Annotated in this window: 26 protein-coding genes and 1 pseudogene; 10 read left to right on the top strand and 17 right to left on the bottom strand. The window is 59.6% G+C overall.

All coding sequences use genetic code 11. From position 1 onward, the window contains the following. Position 1: 1 nt before the first annotated feature. From MW046_RS10455 to MW046_RS10415, 8 genes and pseudogenes are all read right to left on the bottom strand, one after another. Positions 2-1,045 (bottom strand): ABC transporter permease, encoded by a 1,044-nt coding sequence (locus MW046_RS10455; protein ID WP_247993050.1) that lies wholly within the window; start codon positions 1,043-1,045, stop codon positions 2-4. Between the two features lie 231 nt (positions 1,046-1,276). Further along, entirely contained in the window at positions 1,277-2,932 is a 1,656-nt protein-coding gene (locus MW046_RS10450; protein ID WP_247993049.1) for an ABC transporter substrate-binding protein, read from the bottom strand. A 53-nt stretch (positions 2,933-2,985) separates the two neighbouring features. After that, entirely contained in the window at positions 2,986-5,829 is a 2,844-nt protein-coding gene (locus tag MW046_RS19430; RefSeq protein ID WP_282190208.1) for an ABC transporter ATP-binding protein, read from the bottom strand. 127 nt (positions 5,830-5,956) lie between these two features. After that, a complete protein-coding gene (locus MW046_RS10435) occupies positions 5,957-6,481 on the bottom strand; it encodes a CinA family protein (RefSeq protein WP_247994764.1) in 525 nt (174 codons plus the stop codon). Positions 6,482-6,522: 41 nt separating this feature from the next. Further along, positions 6,523-6,957: a type II toxin-antitoxin system RelE family toxin gene (locus tag MW046_RS10430; protein WP_247993048.1), complete on the bottom strand. Its 435-nt coding sequence runs from the start codon at positions 6,955-6,957 to the stop codon at positions 6,523-6,525. Continuing rightward, positions 6,954-7,238, bottom strand: a pseudogene (locus tag MW046_RS10425) (ribbon-helix-helix domain-containing protein). The gene MW046_RS10430 and the pseudogene MW046_RS10425 overlap by 4 nt, the downstream one beginning before the upstream one ends. 85 nt (positions 7,239-7,323) lie before the next feature. Further along, positions 7,324-8,079 (bottom strand): alpha/beta fold hydrolase, encoded by a 756-nt coding sequence (locus MW046_RS10420; RefSeq protein ID WP_247993046.1) that lies wholly within the window; start codon positions 8,077-8,079, stop codon positions 7,324-7,326. A 45-nt stretch (positions 8,080-8,124) separates the two neighbouring features. Beyond that, positions 8,125-8,817, bottom strand: a complete 693-nt coding sequence (locus tag MW046_RS10415; RefSeq protein WP_247993045.1) for a helix-turn-helix domain-containing protein — start codon at positions 8,815-8,817, stop codon at positions 8,125-8,127. A gap of 174 nt (positions 8,818-8,991) precedes the next feature. Here MW046_RS10415 and MW046_RS10410 point away from each other — a divergent pair, with 174 nt between their 5' ends. Beyond that, positions 8,992-10,104: a pyridoxal phosphate-dependent aminotransferase gene (locus MW046_RS10410; RefSeq protein ID WP_247993044.1), complete on the top strand. Its 1,113-nt coding sequence runs from the start codon at positions 8,992-8,994 to the stop codon at positions 10,102-10,104. Positions 10,105-10,148: 44 nt separating this feature from the next. Next, entirely contained in the window at positions 10,149-11,252 is a 1,104-nt protein-coding gene (locus MW046_RS10405) for an ArsA family ATPase (protein ID WP_247993043.1), read from the top strand. Between the two features lie 114 nt (positions 11,253-11,366). Here the strand turns inward: MW046_RS10405 and MW046_RS10400 are convergent, their stop codons facing one another. The 3 genes from MW046_RS10400 to MW046_RS10390 all read right to left on the bottom strand — a co-directional run bounded on the left by MW046_RS10400 (position 11,367) and on the right by MW046_RS10390 (position 13,911). Then, positions 11,367-12,188 (bottom strand): SDR family oxidoreductase, encoded by an 822-nt coding sequence (locus tag MW046_RS10400; protein ID WP_247993042.1) that lies wholly within the window; start codon positions 12,186-12,188, stop codon positions 11,367-11,369. 77 nt (positions 12,189-12,265) lie between these two features. Then, positions 12,266-13,021 (bottom strand): endonuclease V, encoded by a 756-nt coding sequence (locus MW046_RS10395; RefSeq protein WP_247993041.1) that lies wholly within the window; start codon positions 13,019-13,021, stop codon positions 12,266-12,268. A 2-nt stretch (positions 13,022-13,023) separates the two neighbouring features. Continuing rightward, positions 13,024-13,911 (bottom strand): rhomboid family intramembrane serine protease, encoded by an 888-nt coding sequence (locus MW046_RS10390; protein WP_247993040.1) that lies wholly within the window; start codon positions 13,909-13,911, stop codon positions 13,024-13,026. Positions 13,912-14,359: 448 nt separating this feature from the next. Between MW046_RS10390 and MW046_RS10385 the strand changes: the two genes are divergently transcribed. Further along, a complete protein-coding gene (locus MW046_RS10385; protein ID WP_247993039.1) occupies positions 14,360-14,581 on the top strand; it encodes a hypothetical protein in 222 nt (73 codons plus the stop codon). A gap of 95 nt (positions 14,582-14,676) precedes the next feature. On the opposite strand, the gene MW046_RS10380 is transcribed toward MW046_RS10385, so the two are convergent. Then, complete coding sequence (locus MW046_RS10380) at positions 14,677-15,174, bottom strand: MGMT family protein (RefSeq protein ID WP_247993038.1); 498 nt, start codon at positions 15,172-15,174, stop codon at positions 14,677-14,679. Between the two features lie 93 nt (positions 15,175-15,267). On the opposite strand from MW046_RS10380, the gene trpC reads away from it, so the two are divergent. Genes trpC through MW046_RS10360 form a run of 4 tightly spaced genes read left to right on the top strand, consistent with a single transcriptional unit; the run spans position 15,268 to position 18,931 of the window. Continuing rightward, entirely contained in the window at positions 15,268-16,035 is a 768-nt protein-coding gene (trpC, locus tag MW046_RS10375; protein ID WP_247993037.1) for an indole-3-glycerol phosphate synthase, read from the top strand. Further along, positions 16,032-17,282: a tryptophan synthase subunit beta gene (trpB, locus tag MW046_RS10370; RefSeq protein ID WP_247993036.1), complete on the top strand. Its 1,251-nt coding sequence runs from the start codon at positions 16,032-16,034 to the stop codon at positions 17,280-17,282. The genes trpC and trpB overlap by 4 nt, the downstream gene beginning before the upstream one ends. Further along, the gene (trpA, locus tag MW046_RS10365) at positions 17,275-18,108 is read left to right on the top strand and encodes a tryptophan synthase subunit alpha (protein WP_247993035.1); all 834 of its coding nucleotides are present in this window, start codon (positions 17,275-17,277) and stop codon (positions 18,106-18,108) included. The genes trpB and trpA overlap by 8 nt, the downstream gene beginning before the upstream one ends. Positions 18,109-18,136: 28 nt before the next feature. Beyond that, on the top strand, positions 18,137-18,931 hold the full coding sequence (locus tag MW046_RS10360; RefSeq protein ID WP_247993034.1) for a 2-amino-3,7-dideoxy-D-threo-hept-6-ulosonate synthase: 795 nt from the start codon (positions 18,137-18,139) through the stop codon (positions 18,929-18,931). A gap of 14 nt (positions 18,932-18,945) precedes the next feature. Here the strand turns inward: MW046_RS10360 and MW046_RS10355 are convergent, their stop codons facing one another. After that, a complete protein-coding gene (locus MW046_RS10355; RefSeq protein ID WP_247993033.1) occupies positions 18,946-19,629 on the bottom strand; it encodes an HAD family hydrolase in 684 nt (227 codons plus the stop codon). Between the two features lie 101 nt (positions 19,630-19,730). Here MW046_RS10355 and MW046_RS10350 point away from each other — a divergent pair, with 101 nt between their 5' ends. Then, positions 19,731-20,903, top strand: a complete 1,173-nt coding sequence (locus MW046_RS10350; protein WP_247993032.1) for a 3-dehydroquinate synthase II — start codon at positions 19,731-19,733, stop codon at positions 20,901-20,903. Positions 20,904-20,909: 6 nt separating this feature from the next. Here MW046_RS10350 and MW046_RS10345 read toward each other — a convergent pair whose 3' ends face one another. Together MW046_RS10345 and MW046_RS10340 are read right to left on the bottom strand one after the other, a co-directional pair. Further along, on the bottom strand, positions 20,910-21,725 hold the full coding sequence (locus MW046_RS10345; protein ID WP_247993031.1) for an endonuclease III domain-containing protein: 816 nt from the start codon (positions 21,723-21,725) through the stop codon (positions 20,910-20,912). 29 nt (positions 21,726-21,754) lie between these two features. Further along, positions 21,755-22,204 carry a DUF371 domain-containing protein gene (locus MW046_RS10340; protein WP_247993030.1) on the bottom strand — a complete coding sequence of 150 codons (450 nt, stop codon included), beginning with the start codon at positions 22,202-22,204 and terminating at the stop codon, positions 21,755-21,757. Between the two features lie 319 nt (positions 22,205-22,523). Between MW046_RS10340 and MW046_RS10335 the strand changes: the two genes are divergently transcribed. Continuing rightward, positions 22,524-23,414 (top strand): coiled-coil protein, encoded by an 891-nt coding sequence (locus tag MW046_RS10335; RefSeq protein WP_247993029.1) that lies wholly within the window; start codon positions 22,524-22,526, stop codon positions 23,412-23,414. 40 nt (positions 23,415-23,454) lie between these two features. On the opposite strand, the gene ygfZ is transcribed toward MW046_RS10335, so the two are convergent. Both ygfZ and MW046_RS10325 read right to left on the bottom strand, forming a co-directional pair. Continuing rightward, complete coding sequence (ygfZ, locus tag MW046_RS10330; RefSeq protein ID WP_247993028.1) at positions 23,455-24,546, bottom strand: CAF17-like 4Fe-4S cluster assembly/insertion protein YgfZ; 1,092 nt, start codon at positions 24,544-24,546, stop codon at positions 23,455-23,457. A 51-nt stretch (positions 24,547-24,597) separates the two neighbouring features. Then, entirely contained in the window at positions 24,598-24,912 is a 315-nt protein-coding gene (locus tag MW046_RS10325; protein WP_247993027.1) for a DUF6432 family protein, read from the bottom strand. Between the two features lie 176 nt (positions 24,913-25,088). Here MW046_RS10325 and MW046_RS10320 point away from each other — a divergent pair, with 176 nt between their 5' ends. After that, positions 25,089-25,907, top strand: a complete 819-nt coding sequence (locus MW046_RS10320) for a DUF7093 family protein (protein WP_247993026.1) — start codon at positions 25,089-25,091, stop codon at positions 25,905-25,907. Positions 25,908-25,921 lie beyond the last annotated feature (14 nt).

Below are 25,921 nucleotides of genomic sequence, written 5' to 3'. Positions count from 1 at the left end.
GTTACTGTTGGATGCGTGGATCGAGATAGGAGTACGTGATGTCGACACCGAGGTTAACGAGCGTGAACAGCAGGGCAAACACTAACACAGTACCCTGCACAACAGGATAATCGCCGACGTCGATCGCGTCGACGAGTACCATACCGATCCCCTCGATGCCAAACACCGTTTCGGTCAACACCGCGCCACCGAGCAACGTTCCGAACTGGATTCCGATCACCGTGATAACCGGGATGAACGCGTTTTTCAGCCCGTGTTTCAGGATCGTTATCCGTTCGCCCTGCCCTTTCGCGCGAGCCGTCCGGATGTAATCCTGCCGGATGATTTCGAGCATGGACGACCGCATCATCCGCGAGATCAGCGCCATCGAATAAAATCCGATGACTGACGCTGGAAGTACGAGGTGTTTTACAGCAGACATGAACGCGTCGTACCGAGCGAGCAACAGCGTGTCGATGGTAATTAATCCCGTACGTGGAAGTTCGTGCCCGAAGAAAAGCCACGTATCACTAAGGAAGAACTCCTGAGAGATCCGGCCATTCGTCGGGAAGATTCCGAGCGTCACTGAAAACAGGATGATAACGATCGGTCCACTCCAGAAGATCGGGACGCTGATCCCGGTCAATGCGCCGATTCTCGTGATGTGGTCCGTGATCGAATCCTGTTTGATGGCGCTGAGAACGCCGAGCGGGAGACCGAGCAGGATTCCGAGCAGCTGACCGTACACCGCGAGTTCGATCGTGGTCGGGATGCTGTTTTTCAGAATCGACATCACCGACTGATTTGGTTTGAGTACGTACGACTCCCCGAGTTTGAGTTGTGCTGTCTCGACCAAAAATCGACCGTATTGGACCCAAATGGGATCGTTGAGTCCTGTCTCCTGCCTGATCATTTCCACCTGCTCCTGGGTAGCACGCTGTCCGGCCATTACCCGTGCCGGATCACCAGGGCTGATGTGGAGCACGGCGAAAACGAGCGTTGCAACTCCCAGAAGAACTGGAACCAACAGCAGGAGCCGCTTTACAACGAACCATTTCGAAGCCATCTACCTGTAGGCGGGGGCGAGTGTTGAAAAAACCCACTATTTACGTCCAATCAGACGGGAGTATTACACGAACCCGAGGAGAAAGTCCACGGTTGTAGCCGTAGGATCGACCGCTACGCCCACGTTCGACGGCCGGGAGCCGCCAGAGATACGCCACTCAAACAGTTGTGTGATCGATCAGTAGACGCATCCGACAGTCCCGACACAGTGGGAGTTCACCGATCCGAATCGTTACTCGACAGAGACGGTTCGCAGGAACGGTCCGCCGACGGCCGACGTGTTGAACCCGGAGACGCTGTCGGAAACGCCACGCAGCACGTTCGTGTGATCGAGGAACACCCACGGAGCTTCGTCGTGTGCGAGTTTGCCGACTTCCTTGTACAGTCCCTCTCGTGTCTGAACGCTGTCAGTAATGGTCCGGGCTTCTTCGACCGAGGACATGAACTCCTCGTTGGCCCACCCACTCGCGTTAGTGGTTTGGTATCCGTCGGTGTCGAAGCTTACCCAGTCTTGACCGTCGGGACTCTCCACAGCGGGGTGGAGCAGGGAATAGTAGAAGTTGTCCGGATCACCGTTGTCGGTGTTCCAACCCAGGAAACAGGCGTCGTGTTTCCCCGTTTGGGTGTATTCCAGATACGGCTCCCACGACATTTGGTTGATCTCCGCGTTGATCCCGATAGTGGTGAGATCCGAACTGACCTGCTCTGCGGTCTGTACCGGTGAGGGGATGTACGGTCGGGGGTTTTTGAACACCGCAAGCTCTAGGTCGAACCCGCCGCCGTAGCCAGCCTCTTCTAACAACGTCTTTGCTTTCTGTGGATCGTGAGGATACGGATCGATATTTTCGTTGTAGCCCATTACCGACTCCGGGATCGGCTGGCTGGACTGGGTTGCCAACCCGGAGAAGATCTCCTCAACGATGACCTTCGTGTTGACAGCGTAGTTCATCGCCTGTCGGACAGCTTTCTCGCGGAACGGTTCCATCCGTTCCATGTTGAGCGCGAGATAGCCGACGTTGAGACCGACTTTCTGCTGTATGGACACACCATCGTTGTTTTTGATCCGGTCGACGCCTTCCGGATCGATCCCATCGATGATGTGGGCCTCGTTGTTGAGAAGTTGAGAAACCCGCGTCGAGTTCTCATCTGTAGCATCGAAAATGACGCGTTTGACTTCCGGCCCGTCGTTCCAGTAGTTTTCGTTGGCCGTTAAACGGATGCGTCGGCCGTTCTGCTCGTATTGATCCAGCGTGAACGGCCCAGTACCGATCGCGGTCGTGCTGAAGTCGGTCCCGCTTTCGATCTCCGATTTCGGAAGGACGCCGCCGGCGAAGATCGCTAAATTACGGAAGAATGGTGCGAACTTCTTTGTGGACTCTATTTCGAGTTCGTAATCACCCACGACCGACACCGATTCGACTTGTCCGAACGTGATGTTTGCGTATGATGATACGTTCTTCTCTCCGATGTAATAGTCGTACTCCGGATCGGCGAGCCGACGGTAGGTTGCCTCGAAGTCCTGTGCGGTGAACTCGTCCCCGTTGTGGAATTTCACGCCCTCACGCAACGTGAGCGAGGCCGTTGTTCCGTTGAGGTTGTACTCCGTAGCCAGACTTCCCGTAATCTGGTTCTGTCCCGGTTTGAAATCGACGAGCTTGTCGTAGATCTGGTTTGTGACCTTTACATCTTCACCGCTCGTCGTGATGTGGAAATCGAGCGTCGAGTTTCCAGCACCCCGACTGTACGTGAGTGTTCCCGAGGGCCCATCACCGCTGTTAGAACCGGTGTCGTTGGGAGAACCGGTGCAACCAGCCACTGACACGGTCGCCACTGTGGCTCCAGCTGCTTTTAGAAACGTCCGTCGACTGTGAGTGCCATCCGCTTCCATACCCACACAGCGTGAATGACCAAATATAAGTCTGCCGAATTGGACAATAGAATTTAACGTCGATCTATGTCTGGTTGATTATATAAGTGGCAGGCTGCGGGATGGGGCTCTTTTTGGAGAACGGGAGGGGTGCGTTCGCAGACGCTCTCAAAGCGTTGTCTGAGGACGTCCTGTGCTTCTCGCCATTTCCCATCGTCGATGAGATCGATGGCCCACGCGATGGTCATTCTGTTCTCACCAGTCAGATTCTCGTCAAATATGAGATCGACGAGCTGTTGTGCCGAAGCGTCGTCCGTCACGGTTGAACTGTCGGGCGTTTCGATGTTGGCACCCCCATCGGTGACGAATCCTTCCTCCTGGATGGACTCGAGATCGATCGATTTCTCCTCGACGCGCTGTCGGAAGTGCATTACCTCTCGGTAGGCATCCTGATTGATGTCGATGCTCTCGGGAGGGATGACGGAAGGGCAACGCGTTCGGAACGAACAGCCGGATGGGGGATCGACAGGACTCGGAACGCCACCTTCGAGAAGGATGCGCTCCGATTCTCGGGTCGGGTCTGGAACGGGAATTGCTGACAACAACGCCTCAGTATACGGATGTTTCGGGTCGGAAAACAGCTCATCGGTGCCGGCGATTTCCACGATGTCTCCGAGATACATCACCGCAACGCGATCACAAATATGGCGCACTACCGACAGGTCGTGTGCGATGAACAAGTAGGTGAGTCCGAATTCCTGTTGGAGATCTTCGAGGAGATTGATGATCTGTGCCTGGACGCTCACATCGAGCGCGCTCACCGGCTCGTCACAGACGATGAAGTCTGGATCGACGGCGAGCGCTCGCGCGATGCCGACACGCTGTCGCTGGCCGCCCGATAGTTCGTGGGGATATCGGTCGCGTTGGGTCGGATCGAGACCGACTTCCCCCAGTAGCTCGGTAATACGGGCATCTCGGAGGTCCCGTTTCGATCGGTCGATCTCGATCGAGAGCGTTAATCCCCTGTCTCGTTCGCTGATACGGATGTCGATATCCTCTTTCGAGAGGACCTCCGTCCGGAGTTCGAGCGAGCCGACCGCTTGATCCCGGATCGTCACGGCGATGTCGCTCTCCTCGCGTTCGACCAGTTCTCCGAGCAGCGACTCGGTGCCGGTCAGCTCGACGTCTTTGCCACCGAACACGTTGGCCGAAACGTCGAATTCGGGTTGGTCGTGGATTTCGAGCGGTTCGGCGATCGTTCTCCCGACGGTCTGGCGAGGATCGAGGCTCGACAGCGGATCCTGAAAGATCATCTGCATGTCTTGGCGTTTCTCTCGCAGTTCCGATCGGTTCAGATCATTGAGCACGTCGCCCGTAAACAGGACTGTTCCGTCGGTCGGTTCGGTCAGCTGCAAGATAGATCGGCCAGTCGTTGACTTTCCACAGCCAGATTCACCGACCAATCCCAAGGTTTCGCCTTCGTACACGTCGAGATCGACGTCATCGACGGCTTTGACGGTGCCTTCCCCGAACAGTTTGCCCAGAATCCCGTCGGCCCGCGAGAAATGCTTCGTCAGTCCTCGAGCCGACACCAACGGATCCTCGTCGGTATCGACCTCGTGGCTGGACGTGGCGCTGACTCCTTCCGGACGGTACCGACTGGTGTCATAGTCGGGGAGGATGCATTTCGCGCGATGATCGATCGACTCTGGTCCATGCTGGAGATACGGAATCTCACCCTCCTCACATTCGGGCTTTGACCACGGACACCGGGACGCGAAGTAACACCCATTGGGCATATTGATGAGATCCGGGACGTTGCCCTCGATAGGCGTGAGCCGATCCGTCCCTTCGTGAGGGATCGATTCGAGGAGCGTATAGGTGTACGGGTGAGAGGGGTTGGTGAAGATCTCCTCGACGGGACCCTCTTCGATGATCTCGCCAGCGTACATGACCGCAACACGGTCACACGTTTCGGCGACGACCCCGAGATCGTGTGTAATGAACAGTACGGACATCCCGAGCTCGTCTTGGAGATCGTTGATGAGGTCGAGAATCTGGGCCTGGATGGTGACGTCGAGCGCCGTCGTCGGCTCGTCAGCGATGAGAAGCTTCGGACGACAGGCGAGCGCGATGGCAACGAGCACGCGCTGGCGCATTCCACCGGAGAACTCGTGTGGGTATTCGTCGATTCGCTGAGCGGGTTCGGGGATCCCTACCTCCGCGAGCAACTCGATCGTTTCCTCCCGGAGTTCCTCGCTCATCCGCCCGGGAATGAGAGATTCACCGATAGCGTTGAGCCATGTGTCGTCTTTTTTTCCGCCATAACGGTGGAGCATAAGACTCTCTGCGACCTGTTCACCCACCGTGAGGGCGGGGTTGAGCGAGGTCATCGGATCCTGAAACACCATTCCGATATCCCCCCCACGAACGTCGCGTAACACCGGTTCGGGCGCGGCCACGAGGTCGACGTATCCCTCTTCGATGTAGAGGTAGCCGTCGTCGTCGTCTCCACGAACGATCGCCTCGGGATGCAACCGCGTGAGCGACCCGAGTGCATCGGCTCGGTCCGGGATAGTGACGTCGGGTGGAACAGCCGATCTGTCGATGTGGCCGTCGTTGATGTAGATGAACCCGTCGTGACGCCCGGTGACGATCTGATCGGAATACTGCTGTGCGACGCGCCTAACCACCTCTGGATCGTGAAATTCGATCTGTCCGTCAACGATCTCCCCGGGCGAATCGACCAGATCCATCGCCGAAAGGGCAGTGACGGACTTTCCCGATCCGCTTTCCCCGACGAGACCGACAGTCTCCCCCTCACGGACCGTGAGGTCGATCCCGTCAACCGCTTTCACCACACCACGATCGGTGTCGAACTGCGTTTTAACGCCTGACAGAGAGAGTAAATCGGGCACAGTTGGAAGCTGTATGTATAGGACAGTTAAATCGTTTAGGAATTGTGGATGTGTCACGAACTGCCGGAAGACGTGGCAACGATGGCGTTCGCAACGGTCATTCCACCGTTGTGTTCGTGAACGTTCGCTATCCGTTCTCGCTCGTGATCCGATCACACAGATCGGTCAGCGTTTGCCGTGCGAACCGTTCTTTGCGCTCGGTTCGTGCGTCGACATCGTCGATCAGATGTCGTTCGACGGTGGTTTTCGAGGCGTTCGAACCCCACGGTGCGGCGTTGGCGACGGCCACGTAGACGGTACCGACGGGCTTGTCATCAGTACCGCCCTCCGGTCCCGCGATACCGGTGGTTGCGAGTCCCCACGTCGTGCCGGCGGTGTCACGGATGGCTTGAGCCATCTGGCGGGCAACCGATTCGCTCACTGCACCGTCTGCGTCGAGCGATTCGCGCGAAACGGCGAGTAGTTCCCGTTTGGCTTCGTAGGAGTACGTCACGACCGTACGGTCGAAATAGTCGCTCGATCCGGGGACATCCGTGAGCAGCGAGCCGACCAATCCGCCAGTGCAAGATTCGGCCACCGCCACCGTGGCGTCCGCCTCTCGGAGCGCGGTCCCCACGCGGCGTTCGATCGGGTTTTCGGTGTCGTTGTCCAGGGACATACCGCTATGCAGACGGTGCACGCCAATGTATCCACTCACTGCTCGCTCTGGTCGCTCGTCACGATCGACAGCGGGATCCACGACCACGCACCCGACGCCGTTACCGTCGTCGATGTCGATACAGTCGTCCCAGTACCGTAGCTGTCACCGACACTCGGTTCCCTGCAAATGTCCGTTTCAATCGTCACAGTGTACGCGCCATCACGGCGTTTGATACGCGCAATGACCGTTTCCTTGCACTCACGGTCAAACGTGATCGAGAACCGGAATCCTCCAACTCGTACCTTTCTGTATGGACTGTTTTTCAATCGCTCACCGTAATCAGGAAGATCGCGCCACGGAGGGTTACAGATGTTCTCCAGTTTGGTGACGATCTGCTGTCGGTCCGTACGTTCAAGAGCGGCGAGATCCCCCTCCGCCGTCGAGGTAAACCGCCACGACCACTCGTCGGTATCGTCCCTGTCAGTCATCCCTCAGGGATTTCAAGATCGAATCGATCGAGGATATCAGCGCGGGAGATCGTTTCTTCGTTACGGATCTCGCGCTCCGCGAGAGCAAGCGCGAACAGTTCGTCTCGATCAAAGGTCGAGTGCTCCGTTGCGTCGTGGAGGACAGTCGGATGTACTCCGACCGAGAATTGAATCCTCGTCCCTGCCACGTGTCATCTATTTGTTCGAGAAAACTGTTCGGTCACACGAACGTTGATCTGTACGAGGGTGTCACTGCTATCAGTGGCCGATGCGTTTGACATACATTTGTAATATGATAGCTATACATACAGATGTAGCACCGCCAAAACGGATCGCTGTTCGACGGTTAGCTACTCCGGGATGCCGTTATTTCTCCACGAACGCCGTGATCGTCGCCGCCACTCGTTCGGGATCGGTCACGATCCCCTGATGGCCCATGCCCTCCAGTTCGACCAGTCGGCTGTTCGGGAGTCGCTCGTGGAGCGTTCGGACGCCGTCCCGGAGATGCGCGGGACCGTCCTCGCTCAGCAACAACAGCGTCGGGACGGAGAGATCGAGCGTATCATCCAGCCGGTACCGTTCGATCGCCCGGTTCTGCCGAACGGCGATCTCGGCGTGGTCCAGCATTTCGGGGGTGAGTAAATGATCGACGCGCTCCAATCCCGTGGCTTTCCGGAGATACAGCGCCATCGCTCGGCGTCGTTCTCCCGCCTCAAGCAGCGTCTCCATCTCCGCCGCGAGCGTCGCGTCGTCCCTGTGGTTCCCGACGAGCAGCGCCGGCTCGTACAGGACGAGCCGCTCGACTGGCGTCGTTCGTGCCGCCTCCAGCGCACAGAGTCCGCCAAAGGAGTGGCCGAACAGGGTCGCAGCGCCGTCGATCGTCTCCACGACCGCGCTGATGTCGTCGCTCTCTCGACCGAGACTGTACGCCGCTGTATCGCCACTCGGTCCGTGCCCGCGTCGGTACGGTGCGACGACGGTGGTGTCTGTGACCAGCTGCGGGCGGAGATGGGTCCAGAGGCTCTCCCCGAGTCCACCGCCGTGGACGAGCACGAGCGGCGGTCCCGTGCCGGCTTCTCGGTAGGTGATCTCCGTGCCATCAACTGAGGTGACTGTCTGCATCGGTGGACAATGGTCGGAGTCCTGTCGGAGTAAGTCGTCCTCTCATCAGTGAGGGCTTTTATCCTCGACAGGGGAGTGTTCGATGAGCCGCGTCTGTGCTCGCCGCAAGCGTTCCGACAGCGACGACGCGGAGATCCCCAGCGCGGTGGCGACCTCGGTGAGCGTCGCAGTCCGGGGGATCTCGAAATAACCCATCTCGTAGGCGGTGTGCAGGGCCTCGCGCTGGCGGTCGGTCATCCTCGGCGGTTCGTTTCGATCTTCCTCCAGCGTGGACTCCGTGAGGCGGTGGACGGAGAACGCGGCGGCGTTTTCGCGCCAGAACGCACAGTATTCGCGGAATGCCGTCCGGTCGGCGAACCACCGCTGTTGGACCCATCCCTCCGGAGTGACGGCGATCCGCTCGACGATCGATTCGTTGTCCGACAGCGCCCGAAGCTGGGCTGGCTGGGAGACGGTGGTTCCGAGCTGTTCTTCCATGGAAGCCGCTGGCAGCAGCTGATACGCTCGGGTGGTCTGCCCCCGAGCAATCAGGGAGTAGGAACGAACGAACGCCGACGCCTCGAACGCTCGTTCTAGCTCCTCGAACGCCCCGCCCGTGGCCCGAACGACAAAGGGCGGGGGACCGGCCTGATTCGGCTGTCCCACGGTCAGCTCGATCGTCATTCCGGGAACAGCGGTCGCAACGTCGGTGAGCGGGAGCTGCTGGTATGTGATCTGGTATTCGGCGATGAGACCCATCCCACCGAACGTAACCGACGACAGAAATATACACGTATTGATAGGACATCAACGCCTACCAGCACCACTCGGATGACGACTCGACCACGAACCCACTCACGGCGTGTGACACGTTCGGTGTACTGCGTTCGTTCGCATCGAAAGGGACAGAAACGGCGATACACGAGGAGAGGTATGGAGTACGATCGGCCGCTGTTCTACCACGTCATGGAGTACGCGGCGGCATCCGAGCGCGACACCGTGGACATGGTGAGCGGCAACCCGGACTGGGGTCCGCCGGACGCGCTCCGGGAGGGCCTCATCGAGTACGCGAGCGGCGATCCCGGACAGTTCCAGTATCCCCCGAGCGAAGGGCTCTCACCGCTTCGCGAAGAGATCGCCGACCGTCGAGGTGTCGAGAAAGAACGGGTCATCGTCACTAACGGCGCTGGCGAGGCCAACCACCTCTCGATGGCGACCGGACTGGAGCACCATTCAGGTAGTGAAGTGCTGTTGGCCGATCCCGTCTACCCCTACTACGCCGGTCGGAGTCAGCTGCTGGGGGCAACGCCGACGTTCGTCCCGGCGGAACGGACGGGACAGCTCGATCCGGACCGAGTGCGCGAGGCGGCGAGCGAGGAGACGGCGCTGATCGTCGTGAACACCCCGAACAATCCGACAGGAGCAGTGTACGATCCGGACGTGATGACCGACCTCATCGCCATTGGAGAAGCGAACGACGCGCTGGTGGTGAGCGACGAGGTGTACGACCATTTCGACTACACGGGCACGTTCGAGAGCGCGCTGTCGATCGACTCCGAGCACCGGGTCGTGACGAACTCCTTTTCGAAATCTCTAGGCGTCACCGGACTCCGCGTCGGATACGCTGTCCTCCCAGAGCGGCTGGTCGAGGCGGTTCGAACCCGCCACATGCTCACGAACGTCGCTGGCAGCCGTCCCGCCCAGCGCGCCGTCTACCAGGCTCTCCGGGACACTGACCGCTCGTACTACGAACGAAACCGCGAGCGACTGCGCGACCGGATCGAAACGTTCACCGAGGCACTCGATGCGATCGGGGCGGAGTACGCCCGTCCTGACGGTGGCTTTTACGTTCTCGCGCGGTTCGACAGCGTTCCCGGTACGCTCGAAAACACGAAGCGGCTCATCGACGAGGCGGGCGTCGCTGGCATGCCCGGCGAGGCGTTCGGACGGACGCGAGCGGACTGGTTCCGATTTGCGCTCCTCACGCAACGGGTTGACGACGCGGCCACCCGACTCGAAGCCTTCGTTTCCGACAAACAGCTGTGAGAGAAGATCGACGGCTACACAAGTTGGGACGGGATAATCCGAGTATGAGCGACATCGAGGTTGAGGCAGTCGACTCCATCGAAACTATCGATGAGGAGGCGACGGTGGACGGAACCACCGTTCCATCGGGAGTCGACGCGCCGGAGTACGTTCTGTATGGGGGTAAGGGTGGGGTCGGGAAAACGACGTGTGCAGCCGCAACGGCACTCGCAAGCGCGAACGGCGGTACACCGACGCTGATCGTTTCGACCGATCCAGCACATTCGCTATCGGACATCCTCCAACTCCCGATCCCAAACGAACCGGCACGGATCAGCGAGGAACATCCGTTGTACGGCGTCGAGATTGATCCCGAAGCGAACGACGGACAGAACGGTGCAACTCTCGATGGGCTGTTCGATGGACTGAACGGACAGGGATTCGGGTTCGGAATGGGAATGGGAATGGACGGGACCCCCGACGACACCGGGCCGATCGACCGGGAGCCCGTCGATTCAGGACCGATGTTCCCCGGTGCGGATGAGACGGCCGCTGTGCAGCTGTTGCTCGAATATTTTGACGATCCTCGATTCGATCGCGTCGTCGTCGACACCGCACCCACCGGTCATACGCTTCGGTTGCTGGCTCTCCCCGATCTCATGGACTCGATGGTTGGTCGTTTTCTCTCGCTGCGCGAACGGATGCGGGGCGCACTCGGCTCGTTCCCAGGACCGTTCGGTGATTCGAACGCCAGCGACGGCATGGATCAGTTAGAAGCGTTCAGCGACCGGATCGAACACCTCCGATCCGTTCTTCAGGATCCCGATCGCACGGAGTTCCGGGTGGTTATGACCCCACAACAACTGAGCGTCATCGAATCCCAACGGCTACTCGATCGGCTTGAAGAGTTCGGGATCGCCACGGGAACGGTCGTCGTCAATCGTGTTACAGAAAACGTCGAACGTCTCTCAGATATTGATACCAGTGACGTCGTGACGCCGAACGTCGATGACTGTACGTTCTGTCAACACCGATGGGAGAGCCAACAGGAAGCGCTCCAGCGTGCTCAGTCGGTGTTTCGAGGCCGGGAGATCAAGCGCGTTCCGTTGTTCGCTTCCGAAATTCGTGGCCCTTCGATGCTTCGACTGGTCGCGGCGTGTCTAGATTGATCGTGGCATCGGTCGTCGGACGAACGATCCCCGGAGGTCGATCACTTCGTCGCCCAACGACGACGATCGGCGGCCCAATGTCGGTTTCGAGGCGGTCGAATCAGTGGTGGCGGGTTACAGCACCCGAAGGAGCTGCCGATACACCCAATCACGGACACCGTCCGGAAGGAACCGTGTTTTGAGCGCTAGGGTCCCAAACGATCCAGCCGGATATCGCGCGTCAGGGTTCGGCGACACGCCGGCTTCGAGGATCGTCTCCGCAACCGTTTCGGGCGGAACAGCAACGGGAGATTGACCACCGAACATCTCGGTGTCCTCATAAAACGTGTAGACGGCGTCGTAGGTGTCGGACTGATCGAGCTTCGAGAGTTCGGAGTCTGCCCGGTCAGCGAACTCGGTCGAAACGGGACCGGCTTGGACGAGTGAGACAGCAACGCCGTCGTCCTCGACTTCGGACCGAAGCGCGTCGCTCAGCGCCTCGAGTGCGTGCTTGGAAGCGCTGTACACGCCCATACCGGGGACGGAAACACGTCCGACGACGCTCGAAACGTTGACGATCGTTCCGGTGCCGTGCTCTCGCATCGACGGAAGCACAGCGCGGACGAGCCGGTGAGGGCCGTACACGTTCACGTCGAACTGGGCGTCCAGCAACTCCGTTGGAACGTCCTCAACCGGACCGAACTGTCCGTAGCCAGCGTTGTTCACGAGACAGTCGATCTGCCCCTGTTCGTCGAGAATCCGATCGACGACGGCCGTGATCGAATCCTCGTCGGTCACGTCGAGCGGTGCGGTTTCACACCCCACGTCCGCGAGCGATTCGATGTCTTCTGTGTTTCGCGCGGTCGCGTACACCGTCCATTCCTCTTCGAGAAACGCTGTTGCGGTCGCACGGCCGACACCGGACGAACAGCCGGTGATGAGTACCGTCTTGTCCATATACTGTACTCTCCGTGCGGCCCTACGTAACTGCCGTTTTCGGTTCGGCGATCAGAAAACGAAAACGTGCCGACCGGTCACTCGATCACTTCTTTGGCCTCGTCGGCAGCGGCGTCGGCCAGCCGAGTCGGTTCGGGAAGCTTATACTCACCTCGACACCGGTCGATGATCGCCGTGGCGGTGTCAGCGCTCAGCCGGTGGCCGGGGCTGACGTACACCGGATTGATGCGGTGGCTGTTGGGGTACTGACGGGTTTGGAGCGCGTGGCCCACCGTGGTGCCGTCCGGTGCACTCATCTCGTCGTCGGCGACGATCTCGACACGCTCGCCCGCAGCGAGCGCATCTGTCGAGACCACCGGTTGCCCACACAGCAGCGTTTTGGCCACTCCGATCGCCGGTAGATCCAGCGCCACACCGATGTGAACGGCTAATCCCGCTTCCCGGAAATGGATCCGTCCACTGCCGTCGAACACGATGACGTCCGGCTCCGTGGTCAGCGTCTCGAACGCTTCGAGGATCGAGCCGCCCTCCCGAAACGAGAGCAATCCCGGAACGTACGGAAATTCGATCGAGGACGTGGTGTAGGTGCGGGCGACGACCTCCTCACCGCGGGTGAGGACGATCGCGCTCACGATCCGGTCGTCGAGAAACGCCTGATCCACGCCAGCAACGATCGGCGTCTCCGGCGTCGGTGTGTCGACCGTGACAGTCGTGGGATCGAAGTCGATCGCGTCCTCGAAAACGGCCGTCCGCGCGATGTCGCGCTGGAGCGCCTCCATCTGTGTCCGGTTCATCGACGGATCGGGACGGAACCGCTCTCGAATCCCGGACATCGTCAGAACGGGCCACGTGGACCACGACCCGGCCCACCCGGACCCCGGCCGCCACCGAGTTGGAGCTGCCCGGGAGCGCTCATTCCCTGTGATTTCACGCGTTGGCCGTACGCCACCCCGATGAGCAGCCCCGCGAGGTGAGCACCGTGTGCGATGCCACCCGCCGCCCCACCGATCATTCCGAGCGTCGACAGTGCGGCGTACCCGATCGTGAGCACCCACAGCGGCATCGGAATGATACCGTACAGCCGCACCTGAAGCTCCGGATTCAGAACAGTGAGTACGCCCATAACGGCCATGATGGCACCGCTCGCGCCCAGCAACGGCCTAATAGGACCGGCAAGATAGCCGATAGCGATTTGGGCGAACCCGGCAGCGATGCCGCTACCGAGAAACAGCACGACGAACTTCTTCGATCCGATCTTCCGCTCGACGATCGGCCCGAAGAAGAACAACACGATGCCGTTGAACAGGAGGTGAAAGAAGCCGCCGTGAGAGAAGATCGACGTGATCCACGTCCAGACGTACAACGGATTGGCGGGGTTCAGCGTGAACAGCGCGTACCACAGTTGGGCAGTGAGGACCGTTTCTGAAATCTCCTGTATGAGAAAGACCACCGCCATGATCGCGAGAAACACGAACGTCATGTTTCCCCGGAAGTAGCTCAACAGCTCGCCTGTCCCCGCGAGCCGCGTTCGTAACGTCGATTCTGACTCGTTCACGCTGTCGTCGAACCCGCTGTCGAAGACACCGCCCGGACTGTCCCAGTCCTGCAATCCAGAACAGTTGTGACTCTCGGGAAGCCGGTGATCTCCGCAGTACGTCCCACCGCAGTGACGACAGCGATAGGGCATACTTACTTGCTTCCCACAATTATCACACGTCGGCATTACCCCGAGATACGGGACAGCCAACAAAGGGGTTTGGGATGAAGACAGTACCGTTGGCCCGTCCCTTCGACGCTCAGGATCACAACGCGGACGGATCCGATCGTAACTGGCACGCAGACACGACGGTGTGTCGAAAAACAGTGACGTTCTAACGGCCCCACTCGGCCAATAATGATATAACACCAACCAATTTGTTACTGTACGAAATGTAGAATTAGTTGGGTAACAATCATCTTTTTCGGTTTCGATAAACGCTGTAATCCATCGCGTAATTGTGGGATTATCAACAAGAACTGTATCATATCCGTCTATACCTACTCTCAATAGTAACGCTTATAACATATGTGTTGGAACGTATTTCGTACTGGGATACAGCCATGGTCCGGCTCCGTTTGCGATCAATCGCGGTGGCCGATCGCCAACGTGGCAGCGATCCCAGACGATACCCATGAAACGAGCATTCCGTGTTGCGCTGGTCGCGTTCGTGCTGTTGGGCACGATCGTGGGAGCCGGCGCGACGCCCGCGATGGCGAGCAGTACAGACGTCACCTACGACGACGACAACTGTGGCGAAGACAACGACGGCATCGACATCGATGACTCCGGCAACGTCATCATCGACAACGGCGAAGACAACGACTTCCTGGACCTCGGCTTGGATGTCCTGTAAGGTGTAGGAGGCCCCACTGTCGTATCGCCAGCGCAGATTTCTCACCCTCTCTATCGGGAGCCGGTTTCGATGCGTGTCTATCGAAATAGTGACGGCTACAGCCCTTCTATCGCCCGTAGTCGGCGTTGGATCGCTGTCGGAGCGCCGCTTGGCGTGTCACGGACGCGGTGATCGGGAATCACTAGCGGCACGGGATTGGCTCGCAGCGCGTTCCGGACGGTTTCGTGGTCATCCGCATCGAGTCCGCTGGTTCGAGCGAGTTGCTCGACATCGACGGACTGTCCGTACGGTATCTTCCGGGTCGATTCGAGTACCGCTCGATGTTCCGTCGGCACCGTCAATCCCGTGTCGATGTCTTCGAAGGAGTCCTCCCGACCGTTCAGATACGCGAAGATTCGATCGAGCAGCGGGTGCTCGTCCGGTGGCTGAGACGCCGGTGACTCGGAGGAATCACCGTTCTCCGGTAACCGGATCTGATCCGATGACTCGGGAAACTCCACGGAGATCACTCGACCACCGACCACGCCGATCTGAACGTACCGATCGAGATGAGCCGATTCGCGGACATAAATCCCTGCTCCCTCCTCGTCCATACCGACTGTACACCGAACAGTGGCTTGAACGATTCGATCAAGCGAATCGAGGACGCAAGCCTTATGTACAGATAAGTGCATTAGCGTACAATAATGGATGATGGAACGGCAGTAGAAAGCAGTGATCTCGCCCCTGCGGTGGCGTCTATTCTGGCTGATGCACGCGAACGATCGGTGTCGGGCGAGCGGGTCTCCGTTCGTCCTCGATCACTTCCCGATCGGCTCGATGCGGTCGGAAACGATCGTGTTCCGGTCATCGCCGAGGTGAAGCCGACGAGTCCGACGACGGACGGCACACGCACGGACGATCCCGTCGCACTCGCCCAGCGAATGGTATCCGGTGGGGCGGCGGCCCTATCGGTGCTGACCGAGCCGGATCATTTCGGTGGCTCGACCGAGACGCTCGCGCGGATTCGGTCTGCGGTCGATGTGCCGGTGCTTCGGAAGGATTTCATCGTGCGGGAAGCACAGTTAGACGCCGTCGAAGCCGATGTAGTGTTGCTGATCGCTCGGTTCGTGGATAATCTCCCGAAACTGCTCGCAGCTGCCCGTGACCGTGGGTTTCAGGTACTCGTCGAGGTACACACCGAGTCCGAACTGGATCGGGCGATCGACGCGGGGGCGAGGATCATCGGGATCAACAACCGAGATCTGGCTCGTCTCGAAGTTGCGTTGGAGACGTTCGAACGGTTGTCCCCCAGTGTGCCCGACAGTGTGACGCTGATCGCCGAAAGCGGCATCACGACACCGGCAGACGCCGCACGGATGCGCCGGGCGGGCGCAGACGGGCTGTTGATCGGCAGCGCCATCATGGACGGCGACGTGGAGACGAACACACAGCGGTTGACGACACGAGCATGAGCGAAACGTTCGGACGATACGGCGGGCAGTACGTTCCAGAGGCGTTGATGCCGGCACTCGAAGAGTTGACCGACGCCTACCGGCGGTACGTGTTGGACAACGAAGACGGGTTCATGGACGAGTTTCGCGAGCGATTGCGCACGTTCGGCGGGCGACCGACCCCACTCCAACACGCCGAAAAGCTTTCCGAGCGGTACGGAACGTCGGTGTATCTCAAACGGGAGGACCTCGTCCACGGCGGTGCCCACAAACTCAACAACGCGCTCGGACAGGTGTTACTAGCCAAATACATGGGCAAAGAGCGGATCATCGCGGAGACGGGCGCGGGCCAACACGGCACCGCGACGGCGATGGCGGCCGCCCATCTCGACATGCCGTGTGAGATATACATGGGACGGACGGACACGAACCGTCAACGCCCAAACGTCTTCAGAATGCGACTCAACGACGCCGAGGTGACGCCCGTCGATGTCGGTCGGGGCACGCTTAAAGAAGCGATCAGCCAAGCGCTGCGGGATTGGGCACACAGCGTCGAAACCACCCACTACGTGATCGGTTCGGTCGTGGGACCCCACCCGTTCCCGCAGTTGGTAGACGAATTCCAAGCGGTGATCTCCGCGGAGATTCGAGAGCAGCTCCACGAACAGACGGGAACGCTTCCCAACAGCGTCGTCGCGTGTGCGGGTGGTGGCTCCAACGCCATGGGAACGTTCCATCACTTCGTGGACGAAGAATCGGTCGACCTGTACGCGATCGAGGCGGGTGGCTCCTCGCTCGATGTCGATGAGGAACGCGGCGTGGCTCCCAACTCCGCGTCGCTCACGACCGGCACCGAGGGCGTGCTTCACGGTGCGCGTACCCGCGTGCTTCAGGACAGCGACGGACAGATCATGGAAAGCCACAGCGTATCGGCCGGATTGGACTACGCTGGCGTCGGTCCCGAACTCGCGCATCTCGTCGAAACGGGACGGGTCACACCCGAGTCCGTAGACGACCGAACCGCACTGGCAGGCTTCCACCGGCTCTCTCAAGCAGAGGGGATCATCCCTGCTCTCGAAACCGCCCACGCCGTCGGGTGGCTCGAAGAGGCGACGCCGGAACAGTTGGGAGAGCAGGTGGTGCTCACGGTGTCGGGCCGTGGCGACAAGGATCTCGAAACGGTTCTCGAAGAGACCGCCACACACGACGTTCCGGCAGCCCCCGAAATGGACGTGTTTTCGACCACGGGAGGTGATCGGAATGAGTGAAAGCGATATCACCGCAGCGTTCGAGGACAGACCGGCGTTCGTCCCGTATCTCACGGCGGGCGATCCGACGTTCGAATCGTCGATCGAATACGTCGAGGCGCTGGCACGCGGCGGGGCAGACGTTATTGAGCTCGGTCTCCCGTTCAGTGAGCCGATCGCGGAGGGGCCGACGATTCAACAGGCGATCGTTCGGTCGCTGGAGAGCGGGATGACGCCCGAACGCTTTTTCGAGTTCGTCGAAACGCTCGGCGTGGACGTGCCGCTCGTCTGTATGACGTACTACAACCTCATCTACCAGTATGGAGATGCAGAGGGTCCACGGCCGTTCGTCGAGCGCGCGGCTGCGGCTGGGATCGACGGCCTGATAGTACCGGATCTTCCGGTCGAGGAAGCCACACCCCTGCGAACGGCGTGTGATGCGCACGGAGTAGATCTCATCTTTATCGTGGCACCGACGACCACCGACGAACGCCTCACGCCCCTGCTCGAACACAGCTCGGGGTACGTGTACGTTCAGGCGCGCCTCGGCGTGACGGGAGCGCGAAGCGACGTGAGTGATCGCACGAGCTACAGCCTCGATCGACTGGAGGGATCGGATCTCCCCGCTGCGGTCGGCTTTGGCATCTCGACGGGCGAGCAGGCGGGCGAAATCGTGGCTGCGGGTGCCGACGGCATCATCGTCGGGAGCGCGCTTGTTGACATCGTTGCGGAGGGGTATGAGGACGATCTGACGACCGAAGAAACCGCCGAGCGTCTCGAAGCGAAAGCGAGAGAACTCACCACCGGAATCATCGAACAAGGACGGCCACGATCGGAACGGCTTTGAACGAGGCCTGGTAGACAGTAACATGATCATGACTACAGGAGTACGAGCACGTCTCGAACGGATCGGTACAGGAGGACGATACGTAATCGTCCCGATGGATCACGGTATCACACTCGGGGCCATCACTGGTCTCGAACGAATCGAACGGACGATCGATGCGGTCACCAGCGGGGGTGCTGACAGCGTTCTCACCCAAAAAGGGATCGCCGAGCGCGTCCACGGCAACACGAACGGCGCGGGGTACATCGTTCACCTCAATGGGTCGACTGTTTCCGGACCCGACACGAACGACAAACGCATCACGGGGACCGTGAAAGCCGCGATACGGCGCGGCGCTGATGCGGTGTCGATGCATATCAACGTGGGCAGCGACCACGAGCCAAAACAGATCGAGGATCTCGCGGAAATCACCGAGCGCGCAGCGGAATTCGGCCTACCCGTACTGGCGATGACCTACGCCCGCGGGCCGGGTGTCGACGAACACGACGCCGACGCGCTCGCTCACGCGGTTCGGCTCGGGGAGGAGCTCGGGGCCGATCTCGTCAAAACGGCCTACAGCGGTGATCCAAACAGCTTCGAACAGGTAACCGACGCCACCTCGTTGCCGGTCGTCATTGCCGGAGGCAAACCCGAATCGGATTACGAATCGTTGCAAGCGGTCCGTGGAGCGATGGACGCCGGGGCAGCAGGCGTCTCGATGGGACGTACCGTCTTCCAACACGACGATCCCGAGGCCATCACGCGCGCTGTGGTGGACGTCGTTCACGAGGACCGCACCGCAGAGAAAGCGCTACAACGAGCAGGGCTAACGATCGAAGCGTAACGACACTTGTCGGCTCACCGGTATCGATCGAGTGCGCCCGGAAGCTGTGAGACGCCATCGAGCGTTATCGTCGGTGAATCGATCCCGGCGATCGCATCGGTTCGGAGCGACGTGGCGTGTGGCACCCACACCGATTCGAGTCCAGCAGCGTGGGCACCGGCAACGTCACTCCCGATCGAATCACCGACGTGCACCGCATCCCGAGGGCGAACGTTGAGAGGAGACAACGCCCGTTCGAACGGCTCCGTCGCTGGCTTTGCCGGCCGGCCCGGCTCTGAAAACACCGTCACGTCGAACGAATCGTCGATCCCGAGCGTTTCGAGTTTCGTCCGTTGGGTGGCCCGTCCGCCGTTGGTCACGAGACCGACCCGGTACTCCGCTGCGATCGTTTCGAGCGTCGTCCGTGCCCCCGACCGAAACCGCACGTTGGTCGGATCTGGCTCCTCGTAGGCAGCAACGAGATCGTCAGCGATGCTCATGGCCTTCTCTTTTTCCCGGGCGATCGAACGAAACAGCCGCCGTCGAAACTCGTCGGCGCTGTCTGCGTCGATTTCCCCCATCCAACGACGCATATCCCCCACCCCGAAGAACGGCTCGATCCCAGCGCGCTCGAACGCACTCGCCAAGCGCTCGTCGGTCGGTCGTAGCTGCTCGCAGATCGTCCCGTCGAGATCGAACAACACCGTCGTAATCGCCATTTGTAATTCTATCTCCTCTCTGTGTAAAAATCTATCGTCGGGGGCTTCACGACCAGTTACGATTCACCATGCTCAATAGGGTTCATGTCTACCATCCGGTCATGACACGTGCCGTCTGGCTCAAAGCGGACGATGAGGTCGGAGATTGGGAGGCCCGACGCAAACGGATCACGACGGGATTAGAAGCCGGCGTCGACTGGGTGCTCGTCGAGAAAGAAGACGTACAGCGTGTTCGAGAGCTGGGCACGGTGAACGTCGCGGCGCTTGGCACAGACAGCGCCCCCGTGACCGATTCCGAGGTGGAACCAACCGAGGACGAACGTCCCGACGCGCTCATCGCTGGGAAGAACAGCGAGGGCGATGGAACGCTGGATCTGCCGGGGGAACACTCCGGATCGGCGGATATCTCCCTGTTACAGCGAGCGGACGACCCGACGAACGGGGCGTTCGTCCGTATCCACAGCGAGGAGTACGAATCGTTCGCGGAAACCGCGGCCGAACACGCCGAGTACACGCTCGTCATCGGAGAGGACTGGACGATCATCCCGCTCGAAAATCTCATCGCCCGCATCGGCGAGGAGACGACGCTCATCGCGGGGGTACAGACAGCGGACGAGGCCCAAACGGCCTTCGAGACGCTCGAACAGGGTGCGGATGGCGTGTTGCTCGACACCGACGATCCCGACGAGATCCGGCAGACGGTCGAAGTCCGGGACGCTATCGGGCGCGAGACGCTGGATCTCAAATCAGCGAGCGTGACCGATATCGAGCAGATTGGCTCGGCTGATCGGGTGTGTGTCGACACGGGAAGCCTCTTCGAACACGAGGAAGGGCTGCTCGTCGGGAGCATGAGCCGAGGACTGTTCTTCGTTCACGCCGAAACCGCCGACTCACCCTATGTAGCATCTCGTCCGTTCCGAGTGAACGCGGGAGCGGTTCACGCGTATGCCCGGACGCCCGACGGCACAACAAAATACCTCTCGGAGCTTGGCAGCGGTGATACGGTGCAGATCGTCGACACCGAGGGCAACACCCGTGAGGCCGTGGTCGGTCGCGCGAAGATCGAGCGCCGACCGATGTTTCGCATCCAGGCCGAGGTTGAGGGCGACGTGATCGAAACGCTGCTTCAGAACGCAGAAACCATCAAGGTCGCCACGCCGGATGGACGGAAATCGGTCACCGATCTCGATGCCGGCGACGAAGTGCTCGTGTACCACGAGGACACCGCGCGCCACTTCGGGGAAGCCGTCGAGGAGACCATCATCGAAAAGTAACAGCAGTTACTCCGTATCGGTCGGCGCGTCGGCGGGATCGACAACCTCGCCGGAGTCGGGATTCACACCCACGCGGTCGCAGATATCTCCGAGTGGACACGCCTCGGGGCCGTCCAGACAGGCGGGTTTTCGAGCCGTGCAGTACTCCCGCCCGAACTGAATGCTGGCGGTGTGCCCGAAGCCGCATTTCGCCGCCGGTATCGTTTCTTCGAGTACGGCACGGACGGCTTCGTGGTCGCCATCTGGAGGCGCGATGCCGAGCCGCCGGTAGATGCGGTGAACATGGGTGTCGACCGGAAACACGCCGTCGTGACCGCTGGCGAACAACAGCACACAATCGGCTGTTTTCGGTCCCACACCCTTCATGTCGAGCAACGCGTCCCGAACGTCGTCGTAGGAACCATCCCGCACGAATGAATCGAACGCCTCGGTGTCGCCGTACTCTTCGCGCACCCGTGTTGCGATCCGGATGATCGTTTTGGACTTCTGATTCTGTAGTCCCGCAGAGGAAATCGTCTCCGCCAGCACCGAGTGGTCGGCATTCGCAAGCGCAGTGGCGAGACCGCCGTCGCCGTACCGATCCATGAGTGCGTCGTGAGCGGGTTGGCTCGCCGCGTCGCTCGTATTCTGGCTGAGGATCGTCCGGATGAGACACTCGAAGGCGTCTTGCCCGCCGTACGTTTTCTGCCAGTAGCGTTCACCGAGTCGGTCCACGACCATCTCGGCTGGCGTCGTTGGAGCATCCGCTCCGGACTCGAACAGCCGGGATCGGCTCCCACCCGACTGGCCACCGCTGATGTTCGTCGCAGGCTCGTCGGTCATACACACACTCAGAACGACAGCCACAAACCCTATTCGACCTCGAACGTCACGCGCAACTCGGCTCCGGACGCGAGCGCCCTGACCAGCGCACGGTCGATCCCCTCCGCCGCCGTATCCGCACCGACCATCACGGTGCGGTCATCGACGTACTCGCTGGTCCGGAGCACCATACTCCGATCGCTCTCGAAGGTGAGATCGGGATGGCCGTGACCGGTCACCGTCTGCTTGTGGTCGCCAGCGACGAACGTCGCGGTGATCGTCGCCGTCGATTCTCGACACGCTGTCACGAACGCGTCTTTGAAGTCGGCCGGCACTCGATCCGCCTCAACCGCTACGATGCAGTCACCCGCTGGCGTGAGCCAATCGTCGCTCGTCACTTCCAGCGTGCTCGCGTGTTCGGCCGTCACGTGCTCGTGACCACGTCCACGAACGGTCTCCGAACCGGAAGCGGAGTCGTGTGTCGTGTCTCGATCGCTCATCAACACCACAGCACATCCCGATCACCTTCATCCGTTCGTTTCTACTGAGAAGACGTTCGAATGATTTATATGTCACCGCTCAACCGTGCTAGCCGTTACCGGGCTTGAAACCCCTGTGTACGGGGGTTTTACCGGTTTTTGCTGGAGAAAGGTTTAAGTAGATCGTATTTGTATTGGCTAGTACCAGAACGCCGCTAGCGTTTCGAGGGGCATCGTTTGGCGACTAGAATGAAACGGAACACTGCTTATTCGACGGTTGTTACCCACGCTCGGCCTCTGCTATCGCTAGTGGCGGTAATGGACAGTACTCAAACCAATCATGGCACAGTCAATCGATAAATCCAAGAACGTAGATCTCACAGACGACGAACTCGAAAACAAGTCCAAAGGAGAGTTGATCAAGCGTGCAGGTCAACTCCGAGATCGACGTAACGAGCTTAACCAGAAAGCCTCGGAGCGCGCGTCCAAACGAGACGAACTGAACGCCAAAACCCGCGAAAAGGTCGACGAGGCTCAACACCACCGCGAAAAACGCGACGAACTAAACTCGGAGGTGCAAGAGCACAAACAGAAACGAAACGAGCTGAACGCGAAGGCGAACGAGCTGTTCTCGAAGGTCGATCAGACCAAATCCGAGCTTGATCTCGACGACGGAGAGAGCTTAGAACAGCTCGAAGAGGAGATCGAACAGCTCGAATTCCGTCAACAGACGGAAGTGCTCTCCTCGGAAGACGAACGGGAACTCATCGAGAAGATCGAGTCCAAACGAGATCAGTACCAGGAACGAAAGGAAAAACTCGATCAGGGCGGTGACATCGAGGAACTACGTGAAGAGGCAAAGGAGATCCGCTCAGAAGCGAGCACCCACCACCAGAAGGTGACCGAACTGGCTGACAAAGCCCAAGAACATCACAACCAGATGATCGCGGCCTACCGGGAAGCCGACGACATCCGTGATGAGGCCGACGAGGCCCACGAACGGTTCGTGGAGGCCCAAGAGTCAGCAGACCGCCACCACGAGGATTTCGTTCGGGTGCAAAAACGCCTGCGCGAACTCGACAAGGAAGAAGAACAAGAGCGTCGGGACGAACGCGCACAGAAACGCGAAGAAGCCCGCGCAGAAGCCGAAGACATCTATCAGAAGTTCAAGGAAGGCGAAACCCTCGACACCGAGGACCTGATGAAGCTCCAAAAATCGGGCCTGCTATAACGCCGATTCCACACGTCGCATTCGTTTTAAAAGACATCATCTAGTGTCCGTCACCCTCGTAGCTTGGGAGCCGCGGCGATCGGCTGCTCCCCGCTACGAACGGCAGGTCGACGACCGAAGCGGCACAGTCGGCTGGAGTGTCGACGGTCAGGTGTGTCGTTTCCACAGTAAAATCGATGTACGCGAGCGCGATCGGATCGTCTTTCATCGGACTTCGAGCCGCCCGCGTTATCTCGCCGACGACGGTATCTCCGGCACGAACCGCCGCGCTCGACTTCGGAACCTCCTCGAGAGCGAGTCCGACGAGTCGCTGTGAGGGTTGCCCGTGGTTTTCGACGCGAGCGACGACCTCCTGTCCGACGTAACAGCCCTTCTCGGGATCGATCGCAGTGTGGACGCCAGCGACGTTCGGGATGACACCCGCAAGCTCCGTGTCGAACAGCGGCGTGCCGGCTTCGAGCGTGAGCGTGTTCCACGTCGTGTAGCCGAAGGGAGCGGCGTTCAGGCCGTGGTTGACGAGCGTGTCGAATACCCGATCTGCGTCTGCCGTCTCGCAGATGATCTCGTACCCTTCCTCGCCTGCCAGTCCGTCGCCCGCGATGACAGTAACGCCGACATCACCCATCGTTCCTCGCACGAACGAGAGCGGCCGCTCGGGCACACTGGGACCGGTCAACACTGACGCGACTTTTTCGGTCGCTTTCGGTCCATGGACGCCGAACACGACGAGATCTTCGACGAAACGGATATCCACGTCGTCGATAAACACCTTCGATTGCCATTCTTCCACGAGCGGACGTGCCCGATCCAACGGGAGAAACAACAGCAGCCGATCGTCCGCGTTGTACACGTACAGTTCCGTTTCGATCGCTCCTTGTGGATCGAGCACTAGGGCGTAACAACCGGCTCCGTCGTCGCGGGGGACGCTGTTCGAGACGACGTTGTCGACGTAGCTGATTCGGTCGTCACCGATGATTTCGACGATGCCATATCCGCGTTCGATGACACCTACGACGTTTCGAACGGCGCGATGGCTCCGGTCGGGACGTCCGTAATCGGCGACGACGCGGGCACCGTTGTGTTCGGTGAACGTCGCACCGTGATCGGCGTGAATCGACTCAAGAACAGTCATGCTGAAAAATCGATTCCGAACCCAAATGAACGGCCCGATCGAACGTGCGGCTCACAACCAGTTTCGGAGGCTGTCTGGGACCTGTTCACGTAAGTGATCGAACAATGATTGAGTGTGGTCGTTTTCCTGTTCGTCTGGGATCACGCGATCGACGGGCGTGATCACAAGCTGATCGTCAGTGCGTTCGGCATCGATCAGTCCGTCGTCGTTGAGGGACGAAAGCGCCGCTTCGAGCACGTCGATCTCGACGTCGACCCGGGAACGAAGTTCGAGGACGGTCATGCCGTCGTCCGATCGCTCAACGAGGGCATCGAGGACCGCGACTTCGGTTTCGTTGCGGGTACGAAACTCCCGCTTCGCTCGCATGCGTACACGTATTACCGGGTTGCTATTAACAGTAGTGTAGGCGGTCGATCTCCTCCCTTCCTTACCAGTCATATTCTCGAACGACATCCTGAAGAAGAAGAAGAATCAGCGCCTCTATGTAGGTAACTTCATATCGAGGGGGAGCCTTTATGGATAAAGCGTGACAAAAACCACCAATGGGGCTCAAATGTTCGTTTCTTGGTCATCAGTTCGAGGAGCCCGGACTCGTTAACGAGCGTGAACATCGGGGCGACGACGTTATCGATATCAAACGGCGGGTGATGGTCTGCTCGATCTGCGGAGAGCGACGGGTGCTCGCAGAACGAAAAGAGATAACGAAACAGACGTTTGACGAGGGAGAACACGAGGGTGATGCTATCGACGACCCGTCCGAAACGGTCGATGATCCCGATCCAGAAGCCGACGATCCAGACCCAGAACAAACGGCAGAGTCGACAGGGATCGACGACGAGGACTCGGAAGCATCCGGATTTGCCGGTGTCGACATCGTCAACGACGGCTCGTCCGAAACGAACGGAGCGCCCTCGGAGGAACGCCGCGACGACGGCGTGATTCTCTCTGAAAATGATATGACATCCCGATCATCATCGAACTGGTCGACGCGATCGGATGATCGTCTCGGAGATTCGTGGCATCCCGCAACGAAAACGCCAGTCCATCGACAGGAAAACGGAGAGTCCTCGAATTCCATCACCGCTGCGACGGACGACGGAGAGATCCTCGCGTCGGCATCTACCGGTGCGACAGAAAGTGATACCGTCAGTCGAACGTCGGCTGAGACGATAGAAGACGAATCCACGACAGACACGCAACAGAACTCATCAGAGTTTAATGAAGAAATGATAATCTGTTCGACGTGTGGGTTTTCGGTTATCGCAGCGAATTCACCGTTTCGATCCGGAGATATCTGTCCGCAATGCCACGACGCGTATCTAACAGATCGTGCGTCGAGTTGTCACCGATCCACGGAGTGAACGGAACGCCTAAA

The organism is Halocatena salina, assembly GCF_023115355.1.
GTDB classification, from domain to species: Archaea; Halobacteriota; Halobacteria; order Halobacteriales; family Haloarculaceae; genus Halocatena; species Halocatena salina.
This window is presented reverse-complemented; position numbering and strand designations above follow the sequence as displayed.

Excerpts from the sequence above, each read along its gene's own strand:
- MW046_RS10455 (WP_247993050.1), bottom strand. The coding sequence starts at position 1,045 with ATGGCTTCGAAATGGTTCGTTGTAAAGCGGCTCCTGCTGTTGGTTCCA.
- MW046_RS10450 (WP_247993049.1), bottom strand. The coding sequence starts at position 2,932 with ATGGAAGCGGATGGCACTCACAGTCGACGGACGTTTCTAAAAGCAGCT.
- MW046_RS10430 (WP_247993048.1), bottom strand. The coding sequence starts at position 6,957 with ATGACTGACAGGGACGATACCGACGAGTGGTCGTGGCGGTTTACCTCG.
- MW046_RS10420 (WP_247993046.1), bottom strand. The coding sequence starts at position 8,079 with ATGCAGACAGTCACCTCAGTTGATGGCACGGAGATCACCTACCGAGAA.
- MW046_RS10415 (WP_247993045.1), bottom strand. The coding sequence starts at position 8,817 with ATGGGTCTCATCGCCGAATACCAGATCACATACCAGCAGCTCCCGCTC.
- MW046_RS10410 (WP_247993044.1), top strand. The coding sequence starts at position 8,992 with ATGGAGTACGATCGGCCGCTGTTCTACCACGTCATGGAGTACGCGGCG.
- MW046_RS10405 (WP_247993043.1), top strand. The coding sequence starts at position 10,149 with ATGAGCGACATCGAGGTTGAGGCAGTCGACTCCATCGAAACTATCGAT.
- MW046_RS10400 (WP_247993042.1), bottom strand. The coding sequence starts at position 12,188 with ATGGACAAGACGGTACTCATCACCGGCTGTTCGTCCGGTGTCGGCCGT.
- MW046_RS10395 (WP_247993041.1), bottom strand. The coding sequence starts at position 13,021 with ATGTCCGGGATTCGAGAGCGGTTCCGTCCCGATCCGTCGATGAACCGG.
- MW046_RS10390 (WP_247993040.1), bottom strand. The coding sequence starts at position 13,911 with ATGCCGACGTGTGATAATTGTGGGAAGCAAGTAAGTATGCCCTATCGC.
- MW046_RS10385 (WP_247993039.1), top strand. The coding sequence starts at position 14,360 with ATGAAACGAGCATTCCGTGTTGCGCTGGTCGCGTTCGTGCTGTTGGGC.
- MW046_RS10380 (WP_247993038.1), bottom strand. The coding sequence starts at position 15,174 with ATGGACGAGGAGGGAGCAGGGATTTATGTCCGCGAATCGGCTCATCTC.
- trpC (WP_247993037.1), top strand. The coding sequence starts at position 15,268 with ATGGATGATGGAACGGCAGTAGAAAGCAGTGATCTCGCCCCTGCGGTG.
- trpB (WP_247993036.1), top strand. The coding sequence starts at position 16,032 with ATGAGCGAAACGTTCGGACGATACGGCGGGCAGTACGTTCCAGAGGCG.
- trpA (WP_247993035.1), top strand. The coding sequence starts at position 17,275 with ATGAGTGAAAGCGATATCACCGCAGCGTTCGAGGACAGACCGGCGTTC.
- MW046_RS10360 (WP_247993034.1), top strand. The coding sequence starts at position 18,137 with ATGACTACAGGAGTACGAGCACGTCTCGAACGGATCGGTACAGGAGGA.
- MW046_RS10355 (WP_247993033.1), bottom strand. The coding sequence starts at position 19,629 with ATGGCGATTACGACGGTGTTGTTCGATCTCGACGGGACGATCTGCGAG.
- MW046_RS10350 (WP_247993032.1), top strand. The coding sequence starts at position 19,731 with ATGACACGTGCCGTCTGGCTCAAAGCGGACGATGAGGTCGGAGATTGG.
- MW046_RS10345 (WP_247993031.1), bottom strand. The coding sequence starts at position 21,725 with ATGACCGACGAGCCTGCGACGAACATCAGCGGTGGCCAGTCGGGTGGG.
- MW046_RS10340 (WP_247993030.1), bottom strand. The coding sequence starts at position 22,204 with ATGAGCGATCGAGACACGACACACGACTCCGCTTCCGGTTCGGAGACC.
- MW046_RS10335 (WP_247993029.1), top strand. The coding sequence starts at position 22,524 with ATGGCACAGTCAATCGATAAATCCAAGAACGTAGATCTCACAGACGAC.
- ygfZ (WP_247993028.1), bottom strand. The coding sequence starts at position 24,546 with ATGACTGTTCTTGAGTCGATTCACGCCGATCACGGTGCGACGTTCACC.
- MW046_RS10325 (WP_247993027.1), bottom strand. The coding sequence starts at position 24,912 with ATGCGAGCGAAGCGGGAGTTTCGTACCCGCAACGAAACCGAAGTCGCG.
- MW046_RS10320 (WP_247993026.1), top strand. The coding sequence starts at position 25,089 with ATGGGGCTCAAATGTTCGTTTCTTGGTCATCAGTTCGAGGAGCCCGGA.